This window comes from Streptomyces sp. NBC_00873 (assembly GCF_045207415.1).
Lineage (GTDB): Bacteria > Actinomycetota > Actinomycetes > Streptomycetales > Streptomycetaceae > Streptomyces.
In genome coordinates this window covers 8,792,563-8,812,212 of the sequence record NZ_CP108803.1, presented here as the reverse complement: position 1 = coordinate 8,812,212, position 19,650 = coordinate 8,792,563, and the positions used below count along the sequence as shown (strand labels likewise).

Here is a 19,650-nt window from a genome sequence, read left to right as displayed (position 1 = left end):
CGCCAGATGGTCCGCAACCCGCGGACCGGTGTCAGGTAGGAAAGAGCCACCCCGTCCGGCAGCCCTAGGTACTCCCCAGGGTGCCGAACGGCCGCCGGACGGGGCGGCGCACGCTACTTGTCGGCGCACGAAGGGATCTGTCTCGCTCATGTACACAGCATCGTCCTCCGTGTCCGCGCCGCCCCGGCCGCTGCGTCCCCTGGGGGCGGGCGGCGGACCGTACCTCGACCCCCGCGCCGCACCGCCCGCTCCCGGCACGGTCCGGCCCCGGCGGTCGGCGGGACCGGGTGCCGGCCCGCTCAGCGGGCGGCTGGACCTGTCCGGCCCGCAGGGTGCACAGCTGAGGATGGCGATCGCCTCCGTGCACCGGATCTGCCCAGAGTTCAATCCGGTCCAGGTGCTGCGGCGCAGCGGGCGTTCGGTGCTCATCGTCGGCACAACCGGGCGCACGACGGCGGTCGCCAAGTGTTTACTGGACCACTCCCTCGCATGGTCCGAGCGGTTCCGCCACGAGATAGCGGCATACCGGGCGTTCGTCCGGCACCGCCCGCCGGTCCGGGTACCGCGGCTCATCGCGGCGGATCCCGAGAACTGCATCCTGGTCATCGAGCGAATGCCCGGACGGGTGGCGGCGCTGACGAGGCACCCGGCGGAGGCTCCGCCCCGCGCCGATGTGCGGACCGCGCTCGGTGCGATCAGCCGGGTCAACGCGTGGCGGCCGGCCGCTGGGCTCTTCGACGCCCCGCTGGACTACGCCTCGCGCGTCGCCCGCTACCACGAACTGGGGCTCTTCACCGACCGGGATCTGGGTGACCTGCAGAAGCTGCTGCACGGTCTGGCGCACGCGGGCGGCCGCCAGGGCATGGGGCAGTTCTGCCACGGTGACGCCCTGCTCTCCAACATCCTGCTGTCGCCCGCGGGTCCGGTGCTGGTGGACTGGGAGCACGCGGGCTGGTACCTGCCGGGGTACGACCTGGCAACGCTGTGGACGGTGCTGGGTGACGCGCCGGTGGCGCGGCGGCAGATCAGCCAGCTGGCGCAGGCGGCAGGGCCGGCGGCGCGGGATGCGTTCCTGGTGAACCTGATGCTCGTACTGACACGGGAGATCCGTACGTACGAGACGGCAGTCCAACGGGCCATGCGGGACGGCGTGCCCACGGGCGTCTGTCAGGACCGCCCGGGTGCGCTGTCGTCGGGCGAGGAGCAGCGACTGCTGCTGCGCCGGCTGCATGACGACTGCGCGATGGCCCGACGGGCTGTGCGTGCCGCGGTCGGCACTCGCTGACGCGGCTCTCTCCGGGGAGACCTGCCGCGGGTCCGGTGCCGACACACCGGGCCCGCGGCACGCTGTTGTGCGTGCTGTGCTCTGTTGGACGGGGCGGAGGGTCAGGGGCTCCTGAAGTCGACCGCGTCCACGTCGAAGGAGTTGTTCTGCGGCGAGGTGAAGACGAGGTACAGCTTGTGGGTGCCCTTCAGTTCCTGGACGGGTACGGCCGGGGTGGGCCGATAGGTGTCCCAGCCGCCGGTATTGGGAACCGGAGTGGTGGCGAGCAGCGTGCCGTCGGGAGCGTCCGCGCGCAGTTCGATCGCGCCGACCCCGTACGGTGAGGACAACTGATAGCTGACCGAGCCGATGCCCTCGACGCTCATCGGGTCGAAAGCGACCCAGTCGCCGTGGGAGATGTCCCCGATGCGTTTGCCGTTCTCGGCGCCCGCCTGGGAGACGATCCGGGTGCCGGACTGGGCGTCGTAGTACTCCGCCTGCTTGTGCTTGGGCTGGAGCACGGCGCGACCGTAGCCGGTGAGGGCTGAGACGCCGTCGCCGCCCTGGTCGGTGTATTTGGCGTTGAGAACGTAGGTGAGGTCGGCGCCCTCCGGGTGGCCGCCCAGGTCACCGGTGTCCACGGTGCCTTCGCAGCCGGGGAGGTCGGTGGTGGGATGCTCGTGGTCGTCGTGTCCGAGGGCCGGGTTGACGGTGACCTTGGAGCAGTCGACCGGGCCGTCCTCGGGATCCGTGACGGTGACCTTGTACGGGATCTTGTCGCCGAACTCGATGAGTTTGCCGCTGACCGGGAATTCGATGGTCACCTTGGGGGCGGTGTTCCCGGCGGTGACAGGGATGTTGGCGTAGCCGGACTTGCCGGTGGAGTCGGTGACCTTGAGCTGGGCGACGAAGTCGCCCTTGGCCGTGTAGGTGTGGCTGGGGTCGGCTTCGGTGGAGTCGTACGTGCCGTCGCCGTCGAAGTCCCAGGCGTAGCTGAGTGCGTCACCGTCGGGGTCGTTGCTGCCCTTGCTGGAGAAGTCGACCTTCAGCGGGACGGGGCCGTCGGTGGCGGAGGCGGAGGCCTTGGCGACCGGGATGCGCTTCCCCTGGGCGTAATCGATCCGGTAGAGCCCGGAGTCGTTGTTGCCGCCGCCGAAGGAGCTGCCCCATTCCAGGACGTACAGCGATCCGTCGGGGCCGAACGTCATGTCCATCGGCTTGTTGAATTTCTGCGAGGAGAGGAAGTCATTGATCTTCAGGAGCTTCTGGTCCTGGTCGAAGCGGACTTCCTTGACGTAGTTGCGCGACCACTCGTAGAAGAAGCTCGCGCCCTCGAAGTAGGCGGGGAACTTCGTGGTGGACGGGTTCTTGCTGTCGTAGTGGTAGACGGGCCCGCTCATCGGGGCCGAGCCGCCGCTGCCGACCTCGGGGAACTCCTTCGATGCTCCGTAGCCGTACCAGATCTCCGGCTGCTGGATCGGCGGGAGTTCGGTCAGACCGGTGTTGTTCGGCGAGGGGTTGACCGGTGCGGCGCAGTCGAACTTGGCGCCGACCTCCTTGGTGTCCGGGTTGTACGGGGCGTACGCCTGGTTGTTGCCGTGACAGAACGGCCAGCCGAAGTTCCCGGCCTTCTTGATCACGTTGTACTCGACGAGGCCCTCGGGTCCGCGGTCGGTGGTCGGCAGGCCGCGGTCGGGCCCGTAGTCGGAGGCATGGACGTAGCCGGTCTTCGGGTCGACGGTGAAGCGGAACGGATTGCGGAAGCCCATGGCGTAGATCTCGGGGCGGGTCTTCGCGGTCCCCTCGGCGAACAGGTTGCCCTTGGGGATGGTGTAGCCGCCGGAGTCCTTCGGTTTGATCCGCAGGATCTTGCCGCGCAGGTCGTTGGTGTTGCCCGCGGTGCGGGCGGCGTCGAGCATCTGCTTGCCCTCGCGCCAGTCGAGTGGCGCGTACCCCTGCCAGTTCGGGTCGAGGTTGGGCGGGGTGTCGTCGCCGACGCCGAGATAGAGGGTGCGGTTCGGGCCGAATTCGACGGCGCCGCCGGTGTGTCCGGGTTCGGGGAAGGTGCGGTCGCGGTAGGCGGGGACGTCGAGCAGCTTCTTCTCGCTCGCGAGGTCGAGGGTGTTGCCCTTGACCGTGAAACGGGAGAGCCGGTTGACGTCGTCGGACGCGCCGGCGGGGGCGTAGTAGAGGTAGATCCAGTGGTTGTCCTTGAAGGACGGGTCGAGCTCCATGCCGACCAGACCGTCCTCACCGCCGGTGTAGACGTCGAGCTTGCCGGCCGTGCTGGTGGCGTGGGTGGCCGGGTCGTAGATGTTCACCTCGCCGCTGCGCTGAATGTAGAAGACCCGGCCGTCCTTGGCGACGTCGAGCTCCATCGGGTCGGCGGTGTTGTCGTCGAGGGTGACCTTCTCGTAGCCGCTCCAGACGGTGCCGCCGCAGTCGCCGGGCTTGTGGCCCGCGGCCCACTCGATGCCGCCGAGGACGTGGCTGCGGAACGCGGGTTCGCTGTAGGCGGGGGTGTCGTGGCCCATGGCTGTGGCCCATACCCTGCCGCCCTCTGTGTTGCGGCACCAGGAGATGGGGTGGTCGGCGCCCATGGCGGAGCCGCCGGGGTTGTACGTGGTCTCGTCGGCGGTGACGAGGACGTGGACGTCACCCCGGGGGTTCTTGTCGAAGTTGTACCACTCTTCGGGGCGCTCCCAGCGTTCCGGGAGTCCGGCGGTGGAGGGGTGGACGCGGTCGGCGACCTTGGCGGTGCCCTGGAGGACGCCGGGCGAGTGGGCGGGCATGTGGACGCCGCCGTTGATGGCCTGGTCCCACCAGGGGAATTCGGACTCGATTCCCATGTCCAGGGTGTTGTGGATGGCGACGACACCGCCGCCGCCCCGCACGTACGTCTGCATCGCCTGGCGCTGGGCGTCGGTGTCCCAGACCATGCCGGAGTTCTGCAGCATGACGATCGCGTCGAAGTCCTTGAGCTTCGCGTCGTCGAAGACCGTGGGGTCGGCGCTCTCGACGAGGTCGAAGTTGTTGGCGGCGGCCTCCTCCTTGAGCATCTTGACGCCGGCCGGGATAGAGGTGTGCACATAGCCGACGGCGCGGGTGAAGAGCAGTACGCGGAAGGCGGGGTCCTTGGCCGCGGTGGCGGCTTGGGCGGTTGCGGGCAGTGCGGTCAGCGCGAGCAGCAGTGCGCTCACTAATGCGATGACCGCTCGCCGTATGTCACGAGCATGACAGATCACGGGCTGGCTCACGGATTGGGTCCTCTCTGCGGTCGGGATCCGTAAGGGACTTGAGGGGAAATCAGCGGGGGACGGGAATGGTGGCGAGGGTGCGGCGCAGGAAGGCCAAGCCCTCGGTGGCGATGGCGTCCTGCGTGTCGGCGAGCGGCCGCCAGACGGAGGCGGCGATCGCGATGGCGTCGTTGTGCGCGGTGAACGACTCGATGCAGAGCGGCCCCCGGTAGCCGCTCGTGGTGAGTGTGGTGAGAAAGCCGGGCCAGTCGAGGGAGTCGGCACCGGGCGTGCCACGGTCGTTCGCGCACACCTGGACGTGGACGATGCGCCCTGCCGCGCGGCGTACGGCATCGGGCAGGGAGCGTTCCTCGATGTTCTGGTGGTAGATGTCGAGCGCCAGGCCGATGGTGTCCTCGGGGAGTCCGGCCAGGGCGTCGAGGGTCTGGCCGACGGTGTTGAGGAGGCTGGTCTCGTAGCGGTTGAGCGGCTCGACCGCGATCCGTACGCCCGCGGCCCGCGCGTGGTCGACGACGGGGGCGAGGTTCTCGCGCAACTCCTCGTAGGCCGCCGCGCGTTCGAGGCGGTCCATCCGCCAGGTGCGGCCGACCGCGGTGTAGACGGGTCCGGCGACCGTGGGGGCGGACAGGGCATGGGCGGCGTCGATGCAGCGGCGCAGATAGTCCTGGGTGACCGCGACGGTCTGTGGGTCGGTACGCACCAGATTGCGGTCCGGTGGCATGACGGCGACGACCGCGGCCGGGGCAAGCCCCGAGGCCTCGAGGAGCTTGGTGACGGCCACGGGTTCCCAGTCGCGTTCGTTCTCCATCGGGATCTCGACGCAGTCGAAGCCCCACGCCGAGAGGAGCGGCAGGACGTCGCCCAGTGCTTCGTACGTCACCGGGGAGTGCCAGATCCATGGGTTGGCCCCGAGCGGCAGGGCGGCGCTCACTCCTTGCCTCCCCACTTCTTCGGGAACCCGGCGAGCTTCTCACAGCCGCACATCGCGTAGTGCAGCGGCGGCATGCCGGGCTTGAGGTACTGGTCGAGGGTGTCCTGGGTGACGGTGGGCTGCGGGAGCTTCCATTCCTTGGGGACCTGCTGTCCACCGAGGATCCTCAGCGCCGCGATGACAGGGGTGCGCCACTGGAAGGTGGGGTACGACGGGGCGATGGCCGTGAGCTTCTTCTCCTTCCACGCCTGGAGGAAGTCCTGCTGGTCCTCGCCGGTGATCGGCGGTACGTCCGCCCGCAGGCGTACGCGCTCCAGCAGAGCGGTCACCTCACGGCCCGCCGGCGGCCGGGAACGGGCGGGCACCGCCCGGGTGACGAGCAGGGCGTTGTCTCGCACCGACTGGCGCAGCGCCAGGCCCTCGGTCTTGCGGTCCTCGGTGACCAGGGCGATCCCGGCCCGAATGGCGTCCCTCGGGCGGGCCGGGCGCAGGGGCCGGCCTCCGACGGTCATGGCGCCGGTGGTGAAAGGGGCGGCGCCGAACAGGGCGCGGGCGAGGGCGGTGCGGCCGGAGCCCTGGAGTCCGGCGACGCCGACGACCTCGCCGGCCCGCAGCGTCAGATCGATGCCGGAGATACGGGCGTTGCCGCCGCCGCGTACGGTGAGCCGCTGCTCGCCCAGTTCCTCGGGCCGGGCGCGGGGCGGGTAGTAGGCGCCCAGTTCCCGGCCGACCATGGCGCGTACGACGGTGTCGGCGTCCGTGTCGCGGGTGGTGAGGGTGGTGACGCGGCGGCCGTCCTTGAGGACGGTGATGCGCTGCGAGAGGTCGAAGACCTCGCGGAGCCGGTGCGAGATGTAGAGGATGCCGAGCCCGCGGGCGGCCAGGCGGCGGACCAGGGCGGCGAGTTGTCCGGCCTCGTGGTCGGCGAGCGGGGCGGTGGGTTCGTCCATGACCAGGATGCGGACCTCGGAGGCGAGTGCCTTGACGATCTCGACGGTCTGCCGGCGGGCGACCGACAGCTCGTGGACGGGGGTCCGCGGGCTGATGCCGGTCGCGCCGATCCGGTCGAGGAGTTCGGCGGTGCGCCGTTCCATGGCCCGGCGGTCGACGAGTCCGTACCGGGTGGGTTCCCGGCCGAGGAAGACGTTCTCGGCGACGGTGCGGTGGGCCAGGAGCGCGAACTCCTGGTGGATGATGCCGATTCCGGCTGCCTGGGCCTGGGCCGGGTGGCTGAAGGAGTGCTCGGTGCCGTCGATCGTGAGGGTCCCGGCGTCGGGTAAGTGCTCACCCGCGAGGATCTTCATCAGGGTCGACTTACCCGCTCCGTTCTCACCCACCAGGGCGTGCACTTCTCCGGCTTCGAGGCTGAGCTCCACGTCGTGGAGCACACGCACCCCGAGAAAGCTCTTGGACACGCCCTGCATCGTCAGCATCACCGGCTCCTCGGTCAGTGGTCTGTTGAGCAGAGTCGTGGCAGGACTTTGGACTGTCAAGGGTTCATGCATCGTTGCTCTTTGCCAATTTGGCGCAGACTTATGTCGATTGCCGAACACCAATCGCCTTGTGAGCAGCGGAAGTCGTCCCTAGGGTGGCTGCCATGTCTTCGCCGTCGGATCGCCTGTCCGCCACTTCCTCGCACTCGCCCGGCGAGGTGCTCGCGCTGATCAGTTCGGGGTCCGTGGCAACCCGCGCCGACATCGCCCGGATCACCGGGCTGGCACGTTCGACGGTCTCCCAGCGGGTGGATGCGCTGATCGCGCACGGATTCGTGGACGAGGACGCGGACGGCGCCTCGACCGGGGGACGCCCTCCTCGCCGGCTGGCGCTGCGGACCCGTGAGCATACGGTGGCCGGGGTGGACCTGGGGGCCTCGCACTGCAGGGTGGCGCTGCTGGACATCGGCGGTGCGACGCTCGCGACGCAGGAGAATCCCCTGGCGATCGGGGACGGCCCAGACTCCGTACTGCGCCATGTCGAACGGACCGTGCACGCCCTCCTCGAGGAAGCGGGCCGGGCGCCCGGGGCGCTCAAGTCCATCGGGGTCGGGGTGCCGGGCCCGGTGGAGTTCTCCACCGGCCGTCCGGTCGATCCGCCGATCATGCCGGGCTGGCACCAGTACCCGATCCCGGAGTTCTTCGCCGCCCGGTTCGGGGTACGGGCACTCGTCGACAACGACGTGAACGTCATGGCCCTGGCGGAGCAGCGCCGCGCCTTCCCCGACTGCCGCTACCTGCTGTACATCAAGGTCGGCACGGGCATCGGCTGCGGGATCGTGGCCGACGGCCGGCTGCATCGGGGGGCGCAGGGCTGCGCGGGCGACATCGGCCACATCCGCGTCGCGGAACTCGATGAGCCGTGCCGGTGCGGCAATTCGGGCTGCCTGGAGGCGGTGGCGGGCGGCGCGTCACTGGCGGCGAAGCTGGCCGGTCTTGGGCTGGACGCGACATCGGGCAGCGATGTGGTGCGGCTGGTGAAGTCCGGGAACCGCGACGCGGTGCGGATGGTGCGCGAGGCGGGCCGCGCGGTCGGGGAGGTCCTCGCGGGGCTGGTGAACTTCTTCAACCCGGACACGGTGGTGATGGGCGGTGCGCTGGCCGTCGTGCACGATCAACTGCTCGCCGGTGTACGGGAAGCGGTGTACCGGCGCTCGCATCCCCTGGCCACGCAGCTGTTGCGGATCGAACCGAGCCGTACGGGGGAGAATGCGGCGGCGGTGGGGGCGGCGATCCTGGCGATCGAGCACGCGTTGTCGCCGCGGCAGGTGGACCGGGAGGTGGCGGGGGGACGGGGGTAGGGGGCGGGGCTTGTTCCCCTGCCCGCCGCTTCCCGAAACCGGGGCGCTGCCCAGCCCCCGGTCCTCAATCGCAGGACGGGCTTGGTTTTCCACCTGCACGGACAGTCGAGCCGAACCGGCAGACTCCGCCCCCTTTGGCGATCGAGGAGCGGGGGTCCGGGGGCGGAGCCCCCGCAGGACGCCCGCCCCCGGCCCTCACCGCACCCGTACCACATCCACGTCGGACGTCTTCACGAAGGCCACCCGGTGCCCGATCTGCACCGTCACATACGTCTCCTGGCCCTGGAAGTAGGAGTGGTCCAGCGGGTACGACGCATCGATCGTCGGGGCGTAGAAGAACCCGGTCGGCGCCTCGCCCCCGCCGGGGTACGACTGCCCGGCCTTGATCGTGTATGGCAGCGCCGTCCCGACCCGCTTGTCCGCGAAGTCCGCGGGGTACTCGGACTTCTCCGGGTAGGCCACCCCGTACACCGGCACCTCGGTCCGGCCCTCCTTCGGGCGTACGACGTAGCCGGCGGTCGGGACGGTGGTCCGGGTGTGCGCCGGGGTCTGGAACCAGGCCTTCTTTCCGTACCACCAGATCGCCGTCCATCCGGGCGCGTGGTCCGCGACGACCGCCTGGTGGGTCGCGCTGATCTTGCTTCCCCAGTCGGCCGCGCAGTTCGTGCCGGGCGAGCCGTCGGTGTGCAGTCCGGGGTCGGAGAAGAGCGGTGCGTCGGTGGAGGGTTCGGTGTGGAGCGGGACGGCGCTGCTGCCCTGGACCGGCAGGTCGACGCCCTTCTCGCAGTCGCGGAAGGCCTGCTGGTTGTCCTTGAACCGAGGGCTGACGGTGACGAGCGGACTGCTCTTCGGGGCGCTCGGCACGGTCGTCGGCTTGCCGAGCAGTGCCATGAAGCGGTTCCAGTCCCAGTAGGGACCCGGGTCCCAGTGCATCTTCCTGGTACCGGCCGCACTGGTGGGCGGCACGCCGTCGTGGCCGATGATGTGCTGCCGGTCGAGCGGGATGTCGTACTTGTCGGCGAGGTAACGCACCAGCTTCGCCGTCGAGTTGTACATCTCGGGGGTGTACCACATGGCGCCCTCGACGGCGACCCCCTCCTGCTCGATACCGATGGAGTGGGTGTTGACGTACCAGTTGCCCGCCTGCCAGGCGACGTCCTTGCCCTTGACCATCTGGGTGACATGACCGTCGCCCGAGCGCACCACGTAGTGGGCGGAGGTCTGCTTCAGCGGGTTCTGAAAGATCTTCAGGGTGGTGTCGAAGTCTTCCTCGGTGTCATGCAGAACAATGAATTTGATCTTGTTGCTGTGCGGCCGGTCCGCGGTGTCGTAGTTGCCGTACGTCTCCTTGTCGGCCGGATCGCCGGTCTGCCGGTAGGCCGCCGGGACCCAGTCGCAGTCGAGGCCGCGCGGACACTCGGGCCGCACCCCGTCCGCGCCGGCCTGCGCCGCGGGGGTGAGCAGCGCGAGACTCAGGGCGCCGACGGTGGTCAGGGCGAGCGTGAGTCTGGTCCTCTGCTTGGACGTCATGACAACCCTTCTTGGAGCTGTGCGCATGGAATGTCGTACGTGGTCCGATCTCACGGTTCCGCTATGGGCGCACACTCTGTGACCTGAGATGATGGCGCGTCAAGACCACAACAGGGGTTGCCGGTTGAGCCACTGGACCAGACCACTGGCACAGGCTCTGACCTGCGACGGGAAAGCGACAACCGGTTTATGACGGTGGGCCGTTGCCTGGGTTTCACGGAGCGGGGGCCCGACGCCGGAGCGCGTCGGCACCTTCCGTCAGGGCGTACCTTTTGTGTGACTAATTCCGGGTGTGCGTGCCCCGGACGGCCCAGGGGTAGTGCTCGCGCGGACACGACAGGTACGCGCGACCTCGCGCGGAGACTCCCGGAAAGGCCGGACGCACATGGCTCAGCCCTTCACCCTGCCGGACTTCTATGTTCCGTATCCGGCGCGGCTCAACCCCCATGTCGAGGAGGCCCGACAGCACACCAGGACCTGGGCGCGCAGCATAGGGATGCTGGAGGGGTCCGGCATCTGGGAGGAGAAGGACCTCGACTCCCATGACTACGCGCTGCTCTGCGCGTACACCCATCCCGACTGCTCGGCGGAGGCCCTGTCGCTGGTCACCGACTGGTACGTGTGGGTGTTCTTCTTCGACGACCACTTCCTGGAGCTGTTCAAGCGCACCCCGGACCGGGAGGGCGGAAAGAAGTATCTGGACCGGCTGCCCGCCTTCATGCCGATGGAGCGCGGGGCGCCGACACCGGAACCGACGAATCCGGTTGAGGCTGGGCTGGCCGACCTGTGGGCGCGGACGGTGCCGGGCATGTCCGATGCCTGGCGGGCCCGGTTCGCGGAGGCGACAAAGAATCTGCTCAACGAGTCGCTGTGGGAGCTCGCCAATATCAACGAGGGGCGCGTCGCCAATCCCGTCGAGTACATCGAGATGCGCCGCAAGGTGGGCGGAGCCCCCTGGTCCGCGGGTCTGGTGGAGTACGCGGCGGGCGCCGAGGTGCCCGAGCCGCTGGCCGACGAGCGGGCGCTGCGGGTGCTGCGGGACGCCTTCTCCGACGGAGTGCATCTGCGCAACGACCTCTTCTCGTACCAGCGGGAGGTCGAGGACGAGGGCGAGAACAGCAACGGTGTGCTGGTACTGGAGACGTTCCTGGGCTGCTCCACGCAGGAGGCGGCCGAGGCGGTCAACGACCTGCTGACCTCGCGGCTCCAGCAGTTCGAGAACACCGCGCTCACCGAACTCGGGCCGCTGTGCGCGGAGAAGGGGCTCGATCCGGCGGAGACCGCCGCGGTGCTCGCCTATGTCAAGGGGTTGCAGGACTGGCAGTCCGGTGGTCATGAGTGGCACATGCGTTCCAGCCGCTACATGAACAACGGCGGGGCCGGTGAGGCCGCCCTCGGCTTCGGCATGTCCGCGGCGTCGATCCGGTTCACTCCGCGTTCGGAGTCGGCCCGGCTGCGCAGCCACACCCATGTGCCGTACCAGCACATCGGTCCGTCACTGCTGCCCGACTTCGACCTGCCGTTCGGCACGACGCTCAGTCCGCATCTGGGCGGGGCCCGGGTCCGGATCGTCGACTGGGCGCGCCGGATGGGAATCCTGGAGGCACAGCCAGGCGTGCCGGGATCGCACATCTGGGACGAGGAGCGGCTCGTCGCGATCGATCTGCCGCTGTGCGCGGCAGGTCTGCATCCGGACGCGACGCCGGACGAGCTGGACCTCTCCTCGCAGTGGCTGGCCTGGGGGACGTACGGCGACGACTGGTTCCCGGTGGTGCACGGGCGGCCCCGTGACCTGGCCGGGGCGCGGCTGGCCAACGAGCGACTGTCGCTGTTCATGCCAGTGGACGGTTCCGCAGTGCCGGAACCCGTGAACGCGCTGGAGCGCGGTCTCGCCGATCTCTGGGAGCGGACCTCGGCCCCGATGGACGACAGCGCACGACGCGCGTTCCGTACGGCCATCGAGTCGATGACCGCGAGCTGGCTCTGGGAACTGGCCAATCAGGCACAGAACCGGATCCCGGATCCGGTGGACTACATCGAGATGCGGCGGCTGACGTTCGGTTCGGATCTCACGATGAGTCTGTCCCGGCTCGGTCACGGCAGGAAGGTGCCGGAAGAGATCTACCGCAGCGGTCCGCTGCGCTCCCTCGAGAACGCCGCCGCCGACTACGCATGCCTGCTCAACGACCTCTTCTCGTACCAGAAGGAGATCGAGTACGAGGGTGAGGTGCACAACGGCGTCCTGGTCGTGCAGAACTTCTTCGGGGTCGACTATCCGACCGGGGTGGCGATCGTGCACGACCTGATGAACTCCCGGCTCCGCCAGTTCCTCCATGTCGCCGAGCAGGAACTCCCGGTCCTGTACGACGACTTCGGGCTCGACGCCGAGGCGAGGGATGTCCTGGCGGACTACGTCCAGGAGCTCAAGCACTGGATCGCGGGCATCCTGATCTGGCACCGGGGCTGCCGGCGCTACCGCGAGGAGGATCTGCGGCGCGGTACCGGTGCCCCGTGGCACCTCGGTGGTCCCACGGGGCTCGGCATCTCGGCGGCGCGGGTGACCGCGCTGTTCGCTCAGCCCTTGGCGACCAGCGTGTAGCGGCCGCCCGCACGGGCCTTGAAGACCTTCTCGGCGCTCGCGAACATCGAGCTGCGGACGGTCACTTCGCGGCTGCGGCTCGCCGTGATCACCACACGGCGGGCCTGCCCCGCGGACCATTCGATGTCGACGGTGAAGCCGCCGCGGGCGCGCAGCCCGCGGACGGAGCCCTCCGGCCAGGCCGCCGGGAGGGCGGGGAGGATCTCGACCACGCCGTACTGGCTCTGCAGCAGCATCTCGGCGATGCCGGAGGTGGCGCCGAAGTTGCCGTCGATCTGGAACGGCGGGTGGGTGTCCCAGAGGTTGGGGAGGGTGGAGCTCTTCAGCTGTTCCGAGAGCATCTTATGGGAGTGGTTGCCGTCACGCAGCCGCGCCCAGAAGTTGATCTTCCATGCCTTGGACCAGCCGGTGCCGCCGTCACCGCGCGCCGCGAGGGAGACCTTGGCGGCCTCGGCCCACTTGGTGCCGGGTTCGATCTGCCGCCCCGGGTGCAGAGCAAACAGGTGCGAGACGTGGCGATGGTCGTCGACCGGGTCGTCGCGGTCGGTCTTCCACTCCTGGAGCTGGCCCCAGGAGCCGATCCGCAACCCGGGATCGAGCCGGTCGAGGGTTGTCTCCAGGCGGGCGCGGAAGGCGGGCGCGTCGCCGAGCGTGCGGGCGGCCTCCAGGGTGTTGGTGAGCAGGTCGTGGACGATCTGCTGGGACATCGCGGCGCCCGCGGTGAAGTCGCCGTGCTCGGGCGAGTAGCTGGGGGTGACGACCAGCAGCCCGTCGCGCGGGTCGGTGCGCAGATTGGCCAGCCAGAACTCGGCGGCCTCCTTCATCGCCGGGTAGGCGGTGGAGCGCAGGTAGTCGGTGGAACCGCTGAACCGGTAGTGCTCGTACATCTGCTGGGTGAGCCAGGCAGCTGCCTCGGGGAACCAGAAGGCGGTGGACCAGTCGTGGACGCCGGTGAACCCGAACGGGTTGGTCTCGTTGTGCACCACCCAGCCGGCCGTCCCGAACATCTCCTTGGCCGTCTTCCGCCCCGGGGCGCGCATCGCCTCGACGTAGCGGTCGTACGGTGCGGTGGTCTCGGCGAGGTTGGTGACCTCGGCGAGCCAGTAGTTCATCTGCAGGTTGATGTTGCTGTGGTAGTCGGCGGACCACGGCGGGGTGGTGGAGTTGTTCCAGACGCCCTGGAGGTTGGCGGGCAGCGAGCCGGCCCGGGACGACGCGATCAGCAGGTAGCGACCGTACTGGAAGAAGAGCGCCTCCAAGGCCCGGTCGGTGGGGCTCGTGCCGTCGGTGTACTGGGCACGCAGCCGGTCGGTCGGCAGATCGGGCAACTGCTGGCCGATGTCGAGGGCGACCCGGTCGAAGAGCGTGCCGTGGTCACGCACGTGGGCGTCGCGGACCTTCTCGTAAGAGGAGCCGGCCGCGCTGTCCACCGCGCGGGTGACCGCCCGGTGCGGGTCGTCGCCGCGGTAGGAGGGGTAGCTGTCGGCGTAGTCGGTGCCCGCCGCGAGGACGAACCAGGCGCTGTCGGCGCCGGTGACGGTGAGTGTGCCGCCGGCTCCGGCGGTGACGGTGCCGCCGCTGGTACGGACCCTGACCTGGGCCTCGAAGCGCAGCCCGTTGTCCTGGAGCGCGCCTCGTACGGTGAGCCTGTCCCCTGTGGCGGTGGCTGTGAAGTCGCTGCGCGGCGAGGTGTAGCGCAGCGTGAAGGAGACCTGTCCCGGGCGGTCCGCGGCGAGGCGGCCGGCGATGACCTTGCCGGGGTGGGAAACGAAGAACTCCCTGGTGTGATGGGCGTCCTGGTGGGTGTAGGCGACGGTGGCGAGCGCGGTCCGCAGGTCGAGGGCGCGGCGGTAGGTGGCGTCCGGGGCGGCCGGGGCGTTCGGCAGGTCCAGCAGCAGGTCGCCGAAGACCTGGTAGGCGCCGTAGCCGCGGCGCGCCTGACCGAGCTCGTCGGCGACGGAGTCCGGGTCGAGCGAACCCTCGGTGTCGAGGCGCTGCTGCACTCCGGTGAGGGCGCCCGGTCTGGGGGTGGTCCAGTTGCCGAAGTCGTACCCCTGGGTGGAGCCCGGGCCACCTGTCCAGAGCGTCTTCTCGTTGAAGGTGAGCCGTTCGGTGGCGAGCGTGCCGTAGACGCTCGCGCCGAGGGCTCCGCCGCCGATGGGCAGCGATTCGCGCTCCCAGCCGGCGGCCGGGGCGCGGTACCAGAGCACCGGATCCACCAGCGTCTTGATTCCCTTCAGCTCCTGCGATCCCCGCGATACATCGGAGGTACTGTCGGCGACAGCCGTTCCAGCAAAGGCAGGAACTCCTAGCGCCAGAGCGCCCGTTGCACCGACAGCTGTCTTGACGGTCGTGCGACGCGTGATCCCAGGTCTCATGCGGGACGACGCTAAAGGTCCGACGACTGACCGGACAAGGCGCATGACAAAGCAGCCTCTTGGACAGAGGCTGCGAACACTTGGACGGAAGTGGCACCGCGGCCGTCCGATGAGTGCGGACGGCCCTTGCGGAATGTGGGTTGCGGAGAAGCAGGGACGTTTCAGCCCTGTTGGAACAGCTCCGCCGGCAGCGGCTTCAGCAGGGTGTACAGATCATCGGTGATCGGCCGGTCCCAGCTGGCGATGGTGACGAGCACCCCGTCGCTGCGGTCGAACTGGACGCAGGAGATCCGAGTCTCGGAGAGCTTGACGCGTCGGACGATCAGCAGGTTGTCACCCTGCATGACGGGCGTGTCATCGGTGCCGGTCACCTCGACCGGCTCGTCGTTCTCCAGGGCGAGCAGCAGCTGCGCGACCTCGAAGGGGACCTGGCCCTCCTCGGTCTCGCGGGCGGGCGAGCCCTCCGGGAGATTGCCGATGATCATCGCGGGTCCGCGGCCGCCGAACAGGTCGTACCGCAGGAAGACGCCCTGACAGCTCCCGTCGGGGGCGGGCAGCAGACCGGCGCCGAGATTTCCGGGCCAGTCGCCCGGGTCCATGGCCAGGACGTCGAAATCCGGGCCCGCGGGGGTGGCGGCGCTACGGCGGCGGAGGAAGGACATGCAGACATGTTACGTGTCCCGGCTCACCTTGCGGAGCCGGGCCCGGTGACCCTCCCGTCGGACTCCGCGGCAAGGGCCTGCAACGCACTCACCGCCTCGGTGCCACGCCCGTGGGGGACGAACAGGTGGTCGTGGTGGTAGCCCGCCACCACATTGCAGCTGACCTCCGCGTCCGTGAGGGCGAGCGCCACGGCGGCGGTGAGTCCGACTGCGTCCAGGGCGGAGTGGACGCGAAGGGTGATCCAGGCCGCCACATAGTCGTACGCAAGCCCTGCGGCGAGGGCTTCCGATTCCCGGATGACGAGGGTCAGCCCTTCGGGCTCGGCGACCGTCACCACGGGAGTGACTCCGGCGGGGACTGCGGCGCCGGGCACCGTGGTGAAGACGTACCGGCCGGGATTCAGCTCCGGCCGCAGGCCGCTCAGCAGGGTTCGAAGATCACGCTCGCCAGTCATGATCACCACGCTACTGCGGCACGCCCTGCGAGGGCGGGGTGCGGTGCCGCTCGTGGTGTCGGGCCACTCGGGCGCGGTTGCCGAAGGACGGTGTGCACCACTCCTGGCGGGGTGCTCCTTGACGAAGTAGCGGACGCACCGTGGGGCGTGGCAGGCGCGCAGTGCGGCACGGCCCGGTCCGGCGAGGAAGCCGATCGCTGCGCGGGCCAGGGCAGCGGGCAGGGCGTTCCCCCCGCGGGGCGGCCCTCGAGTGAGGCCGGACGTCAGGTGAGGTCGAACTCGCCCTCACGGGCGTTCACCACGAAGGCCCGCCATTCGGCCGGGGTGAAGATCAGCGAAGGGCTGCCGGATCTGCCGGCGTTGCGCATCGCGATGAATCCCTCGACGAAGGCGATCTGGACATCCCCGGCCCCCTGAGTGCCCGACTGCCAGTTCGCATTGCTGAGATCGAGGTCCGGCTTGTCCCAGCCGGCAAAGGGCTGCTGGGTGGTGGTGCTCTCCATCACGTTCGGCTCCTCCCGCTCGTCGTCCCGGCCAAAGCCTAGCCACCGTCGGCGGTCCCGGACAGGCCGCGGCCAAGGGTCGTTCGACCGGTCCGGGACGGCAGCCGGGTCAGCCGGTGGGCGGTTCGGCTCCGACCAGCCACATGGAGAAGAACTGCGCCCCGCCGCCGTAGGCGTGGCCGAGCGCCTTGCGGGCGTCCGGCACCTGATGCTCGCCCGCCTGTCCGCGTACCTGCAGGGCGGCCTCGGCGAAGCGGATCATGCCGGAGGCACCGATGGGGTTGGTGGAGAGCACTCCGCCCGAGGGGTTCACCGGCAGATCACCGTCGAGTTCGGTGACGCCGGACTCGGTGAGCTTCCAGCCCTCCCCCTCGTCGGCGAAGCCGAGGTTCTCCAGCCACATCGGCTCGTACCAGGAGAACGGGACGTACATCTCGACGGCGTCGATCTCCCTGCGCGGGTCGGCGATCCCGGCCTGACGGTACACATCGGCGGCGCAGTCCTTGCCCGCTTGCGGTGACACGAAGTCCTTGCCCGCGAAGAGGGTCGGTTCGCTGCGCATCGCCCCGCCGTGCACCCAGGCGGCCGGATGCGGTGAACGGTCCGCGCCGGCCCGGTCGGTGAGGATCATCGCGCACGCGCCGTCCGAGGACGGGCAGGTCTCGGAGTAGCGGATCGGATCCCAGAGCATCGGTGCCGCTTGGACCTTCTCCAGAGTGATGTCCGGGTCGTGGATGTGCGCGTACGGGTTCTTGAGCGCGTTGCGCCGGTCCTTGTACGCGACGAGCGAGCCGACTGTGTCGGGCGCTCCCGTGCGGCGCATGTACGCGCGCACGTGCGGTGCGAAGAAGCCGCCCGCGCCCGCGAGCAACGGCTGCTGGAACGGGATGGGCAGCGACAGGCCCCACATGGCGTTGGACTCGGACTGCTTCTCGAAGGCCAGGGTGAGGACGGTGCGATGCACGCGTGCGGAGACCAGATTCGCGGCGACGAGTGCGGTGGAGCCGCCGACCGAGCCCGCGGTGTGCACCCGCAGCATCGGTTTGCCGACGGCGCCGAGGGCGTCGGCCAGATAGAGCTCCGGCATCATCAGGCCCTCGAAGAAGTCCGGCGCCTTCCCGATCACGACGGCGTCGATGTCCGCCCAGGTCAGTGCGGCGTCCTGCAGCGCGCGGACGGCGGCTTCGCGGACCAGACCGGCAAGGGAGACGTCCCGGCGGGCGGCGACATGCTTGGTCTGGCCGATGCCGACGACGGCCACGGGCTCCTTAGGCATGAGCGGCCTCCCCTTCGAGGACGGCGACCAGATTCTGTTGCAGGCAGGGCCCGGAGGTGGCATGAGCGAGCGCCCGGTCCGACTCGCCGCGCTGGATGCGGGCCGCGGCCTCGCCGAGCCGGATCAGCCCGGCAGCCATGACGGGGTTGGCCGCGAGCGCTCCCCCGGACGGATTGACGCTGACGCCGGCGGCGAGTCCGAGCGCCCTGCGCAGCACGACCTCCTGCGACGTGAACGGGGCATGCAGCTCCACGGTGTCCACCGGTCCTTCGAAGGCCCCCGCGCGTTCGGCGGCGAGGCGGGTCGACGGCGAGTCGGTCAAGTCGCGCACCCCGAGGCTGTGGGCCTCGATGCGGTGGTCGATGCCACGGATCCAGGCGGGGCGGGTGCACAGGGCGCGTGCGGTGTCACCGGCGGCGAGGATCACGGCGGCGGCGCCGTCGCCGACCGGCGGGCAGTCGCCCGTGCGGAGCGGCTGTACGAGGTAGTCACCGGCCGGGACCGAACCCGAAAGCTGTGCGTGCGGGTTGTCCGCGGCGGCGGTGCGGCTACGGTCGGCGATCGCGGCGAGGGCGGCCTCGTCGGTGTGGCCCGCGTCGATCAGCGCCTGGGCCTGGAGTGCGGCGAGGGCGACGGAGTCGGGCCAGAGCGGGCCGACGTAATACGGGTCGAGCTGGCGGGTGAGGACGTCGCGCACGTCGCCGGGAGAGGACTTCCCGTACGCGTAGACGAGGGCGGTGTCGGCCTCGCCGGTCTGGAGTTTCACCCATGCCTCGTACAGCGCCCAGGCGCCGTCCATCTCCACATGGGACTCGGAGATCGGCGGGTGGGCGCCGACGCCGTCGAGCGCCATGGTGAAGGAGAAGGCTCGGCCGGCGAGGTAGTCGCTGGATCCCGAGCAGGTGAACCCGATGTCGCTCGCCTTCAGACCGGTGGCGTCGAGTACCTGGTGGAGGACCGGCATCAGCATGTCGACTTCGGAGAGTTCGTCGGTGCGCCGCAGATGATCCGTCTGCGCGAAGGCGACGATCGCTACGTCTCGCATCTACAGCAGCTCCTTGTACACGTCGTAGTCGGCGTCCGGCTCTCCGGTGGGCCGGTAGTGGTCGGGGTGGCGGCCCTCCCCGGTCCAGACGGGTTCGACCCGCAGCCCCATGCGCACCTGGTCGTACGGGATGCCGCCGATCCGTCCGTGCAGGGCGAGGTCGGCGCCGTCGAGCGCGATGTGGGCGTAGACGTACGGCACTTCGATGTCGAGATTCGCCGTATGAGCAGCCTTGATGTTGACGATGCAGTAGGTGGTGACGGTGCCGCGCGGGCCGACCTCGACCTGTTCGGCGGTGGCGACGCCGCAGGTGGGGCAGGCGCCGCGGGGCGGGACATACACCTTGCGGCAGGACGGGCAGCGCTCGCCGACGGTGCGTTGCCCGGAGAGGGCGTTGAGGTACGCGCTCTGGGCGCGGCCGGGGGTGTACGTGTAGTCGAGGCGGGCCGGGGTGACGATGCCGGTGACAGGGTCCGCGAACTCACCGCTGTGCGAGGACGGTTGGCCGGCCTCGCCCTCGTACGGTTCGAAGCAGGCGATGTCCGTGATGGCGCCGGTACGCTGCGGGGACCAGCGGATGCGGACGCGCATGCCGGTGTGCACTGCTCCGGGTCCCGGTGCGTCGAGGACGTGGAGCAGTGCGGTGTCGGCCCCGTCCAGCTTGACCAGCACCCAGGCGAACGGGGTGGCCAGGGGCTGGTCGCGGCGCGGGGCGGGGTTCCAGGCCCAGGTGGTGACGGTGCCCGTGGCGGCGACCTCGGTCAGTTCGCGGAGTTCTTCGGCGGTGACGGGGTCGTACTCGACGGGCGGGACGAGGACTCTTCCGTCGGTGGTCCGCACGCCGAGGACGGTCCGCTCGCGCAGCCCGGTGAGGAAGGCACTCTGGACGGGGCCGAGGGAGCGGGTGAAGGGGAACTCGACCACCAGCGGTGCGCTGAGGACGTCGGGCACGATTG

At 69.7% G+C, this 19,650-nt stretch carries 14 protein-coding genes and 1 pseudogene; 3 read left to right on the top strand and 12 right to left on the bottom strand.

From position 1 onward, the window contains the following. Window positions 1-148: 148 nt before the first annotated feature. On the top strand, window positions 149-1,285 hold the full coding sequence (locus tag OH809_RS40950) for an aminoglycoside phosphotransferase family protein (protein WP_406415905.1): 1,137 nt from the start codon (window positions 149-151) through the stop codon (window positions 1,283-1,285). A 101-nt stretch (window positions 1,286-1,386) separates the two neighbouring features. Here the strand turns inward: OH809_RS40950 and OH809_RS40945 are convergent, their stop codons facing one another. The 3 genes from OH809_RS40945 to OH809_RS40935 are packed head-to-tail and all read right to left on the bottom strand — an operon-like array spanning window position 1,387 to window position 6,885. Next, on the bottom strand, window positions 1,387-4,521 hold the full coding sequence (locus OH809_RS40945; RefSeq protein ID WP_406516179.1) for a ThuA domain-containing protein: 3,135 nt from the start codon (window positions 4,519-4,521) through the stop codon (window positions 1,387-1,389). 49 nt (window positions 4,522-4,570) lie between these two features. Further along, a complete protein-coding gene (locus tag OH809_RS40940) occupies window positions 4,571-5,452 on the bottom strand; it encodes a sugar phosphate isomerase/epimerase family protein (protein ID WP_406415909.1) in 882 nt (293 codons plus the stop codon). Beyond that, a complete protein-coding gene (locus OH809_RS40935) occupies window positions 5,449-6,885 on the bottom strand; it encodes an ATP-binding cassette domain-containing protein (RefSeq protein ID WP_406415911.1) in 1,437 nt (478 codons plus the stop codon). The genes OH809_RS40940 and OH809_RS40935 overlap by 4 nt, the downstream gene beginning before the upstream one ends. A 164-nt stretch (window positions 6,886-7,049) precedes the next feature. Between OH809_RS40935 and OH809_RS40930 the strand changes: the two genes are divergently transcribed. Beyond that, entirely contained in the window at window positions 7,050-8,246 is a 1,197-nt protein-coding gene (locus OH809_RS40930; protein WP_406415912.1) for an ROK family protein, read from the top strand. 195 nt (window positions 8,247-8,441) lie between these two features. Here OH809_RS40930 and OH809_RS40925 read toward each other — a convergent pair whose 3' ends face one another. Next, window positions 8,442-9,776, bottom strand: a complete 1,335-nt coding sequence (locus tag OH809_RS40925; protein WP_406415914.1) for an N-acetylmuramoyl-L-alanine amidase — start codon at window positions 9,774-9,776, stop codon at window positions 8,442-8,444. Between the two features lie 385 nt (window positions 9,777-10,161). Between OH809_RS40925 and OH809_RS40920 the strand changes: the two genes are divergently transcribed. Continuing rightward, window positions 10,162-12,375, top strand: a complete 2,214-nt coding sequence (locus OH809_RS40920) for a terpene synthase family protein (RefSeq protein WP_406415915.1) — start codon at window positions 10,162-10,164, stop codon at window positions 12,373-12,375. Here the strand turns inward: OH809_RS40920 and OH809_RS40915 are convergent. The 8 genes and pseudogenes from OH809_RS40915 to OH809_RS40880 all read right to left on the bottom strand — a co-directional run bounded on the left by OH809_RS40915 (window position 12,351) and on the right by OH809_RS40880 (window position 19,645). Further along, complete coding sequence (locus tag OH809_RS40915) at window positions 12,351-14,585, bottom strand: glycosyl hydrolase family 95 catalytic domain-containing protein (RefSeq protein ID WP_406424688.1); 2,235 nt, start codon at window positions 14,583-14,585, stop codon at window positions 12,351-12,353. The two genes, OH809_RS40920 and OH809_RS40915, sit on opposite strands and share 25 nt — an antisense overlap. A gap of 329 nt (window positions 14,586-14,914) precedes the next feature. Then, window positions 14,915-15,415 carry a hypothetical protein gene (locus OH809_RS40910; RefSeq protein ID WP_366694130.1) on the bottom strand — a complete coding sequence of 167 codons (501 nt, stop codon included), beginning with the start codon at window positions 15,413-15,415 and terminating at the stop codon, window positions 14,915-14,917. Between the two features lie 23 nt (window positions 15,416-15,438). Beyond that, window positions 15,439-15,870 (bottom strand): ACT domain-containing protein, encoded by a 432-nt coding sequence (locus OH809_RS40905; RefSeq protein ID WP_406415917.1) that lies wholly within the window; start codon window positions 15,868-15,870, stop codon window positions 15,439-15,441. Between the two features lie 10 nt (window positions 15,871-15,880). Next, window positions 15,881-16,095 (bottom strand): annotated as a pseudogene (locus OH809_RS40900) (CGNR zinc finger domain-containing protein); the annotation flags it as partial. Window positions 16,096-16,133: 38 nt separating this feature from the next. Further along, on the bottom strand, window positions 16,134-16,373 hold the full coding sequence (locus OH809_RS40895; RefSeq protein ID WP_406415919.1) for a DUF397 domain-containing protein: 240 nt from the start codon (window positions 16,371-16,373) through the stop codon (window positions 16,134-16,136). 109 nt (window positions 16,374-16,482) lie between these two features. After that, window positions 16,483-17,649 carry a thiolase domain-containing protein gene (locus OH809_RS40890; protein ID WP_406415921.1) on the bottom strand — a complete coding sequence of 389 codons (1,167 nt, stop codon included), beginning with the start codon at window positions 17,647-17,649 and terminating at the stop codon, window positions 16,483-16,485. Then, entirely contained in the window at window positions 17,642-18,694 is a 1,053-nt protein-coding gene (locus OH809_RS40885; protein WP_406415923.1) for a thiolase domain-containing protein, read from the bottom strand. Before OH809_RS40885 ends, OH809_RS40890 begins: the two co-directional genes overlap by 8 nt. Continuing rightward, on the bottom strand, window positions 18,695-19,645 hold the full coding sequence (locus tag OH809_RS40880) for a Zn-ribbon domain-containing OB-fold protein (protein WP_406415925.1): 951 nt from the start codon (window positions 19,643-19,645) through the stop codon (window positions 18,695-18,697). Window positions 19,646-19,650 lie beyond the last annotated feature (5 nt).

Bases quoted from the DNA above. Each gene is read 5' to 3' on its own strand.
- OH809_RS40920 (WP_406415915.1), top strand. From the start codon at position 10,162: ATGGCTCAGCCCTTCACCCTGCCGGACTTCTATGTTCCGTATCCGGCG.
- OH809_RS40930 (WP_406415912.1), top strand. From the start codon at position 7,050: ATGTCTTCGCCGTCGGATCGCCTGTCCGCCACTTCCTCGCACTCGCCC.
- OH809_RS40925 (WP_406415914.1), bottom strand. From the start codon at position 9,776: ATGACGTCCAAGCAGAGGACCAGACTCACGCTCGCCCTGACCACCGTC.
- OH809_RS40950 (WP_406415905.1), top strand. From the start codon at position 149: ATGTACACAGCATCGTCCTCCGTGTCCGCGCCGCCCCGGCCGCTGCGT.
- OH809_RS40895 (WP_406415919.1), bottom strand. From the start codon at position 16,373: ATGGAGAGCACCACCACCCAGCAGCCCTTTGCCGGCTGGGACAAGCCG.
- OH809_RS40905 (WP_406415917.1), bottom strand. From the start codon at position 15,870: ATGACTGGCGAGCGTGATCTTCGAACCCTGCTGAGCGGCCTGCGGCCG.
- OH809_RS40910 (WP_366694130.1), bottom strand. From the start codon at position 15,415: ATGTCCTTCCTCCGCCGCCGTAGCGCCGCCACCCCCGCGGGCCCGGAT.
- OH809_RS40935 (WP_406415911.1), bottom strand. From the start codon at position 6,885: ATGCTGACGATGCAGGGCGTGTCCAAGAGCTTTCTCGGGGTGCGTGTG.
- OH809_RS40890 (WP_406415921.1), bottom strand. From the start codon at position 17,649: ATGCCTAAGGAGCCCGTGGCCGTCGTCGGCATCGGCCAGACCAAGCAT.
- OH809_RS40885 (WP_406415923.1), bottom strand. From the start codon at position 18,694: ATGCGAGACGTAGCGATCGTCGCCTTCGCGCAGACGGATCATCTGCGG.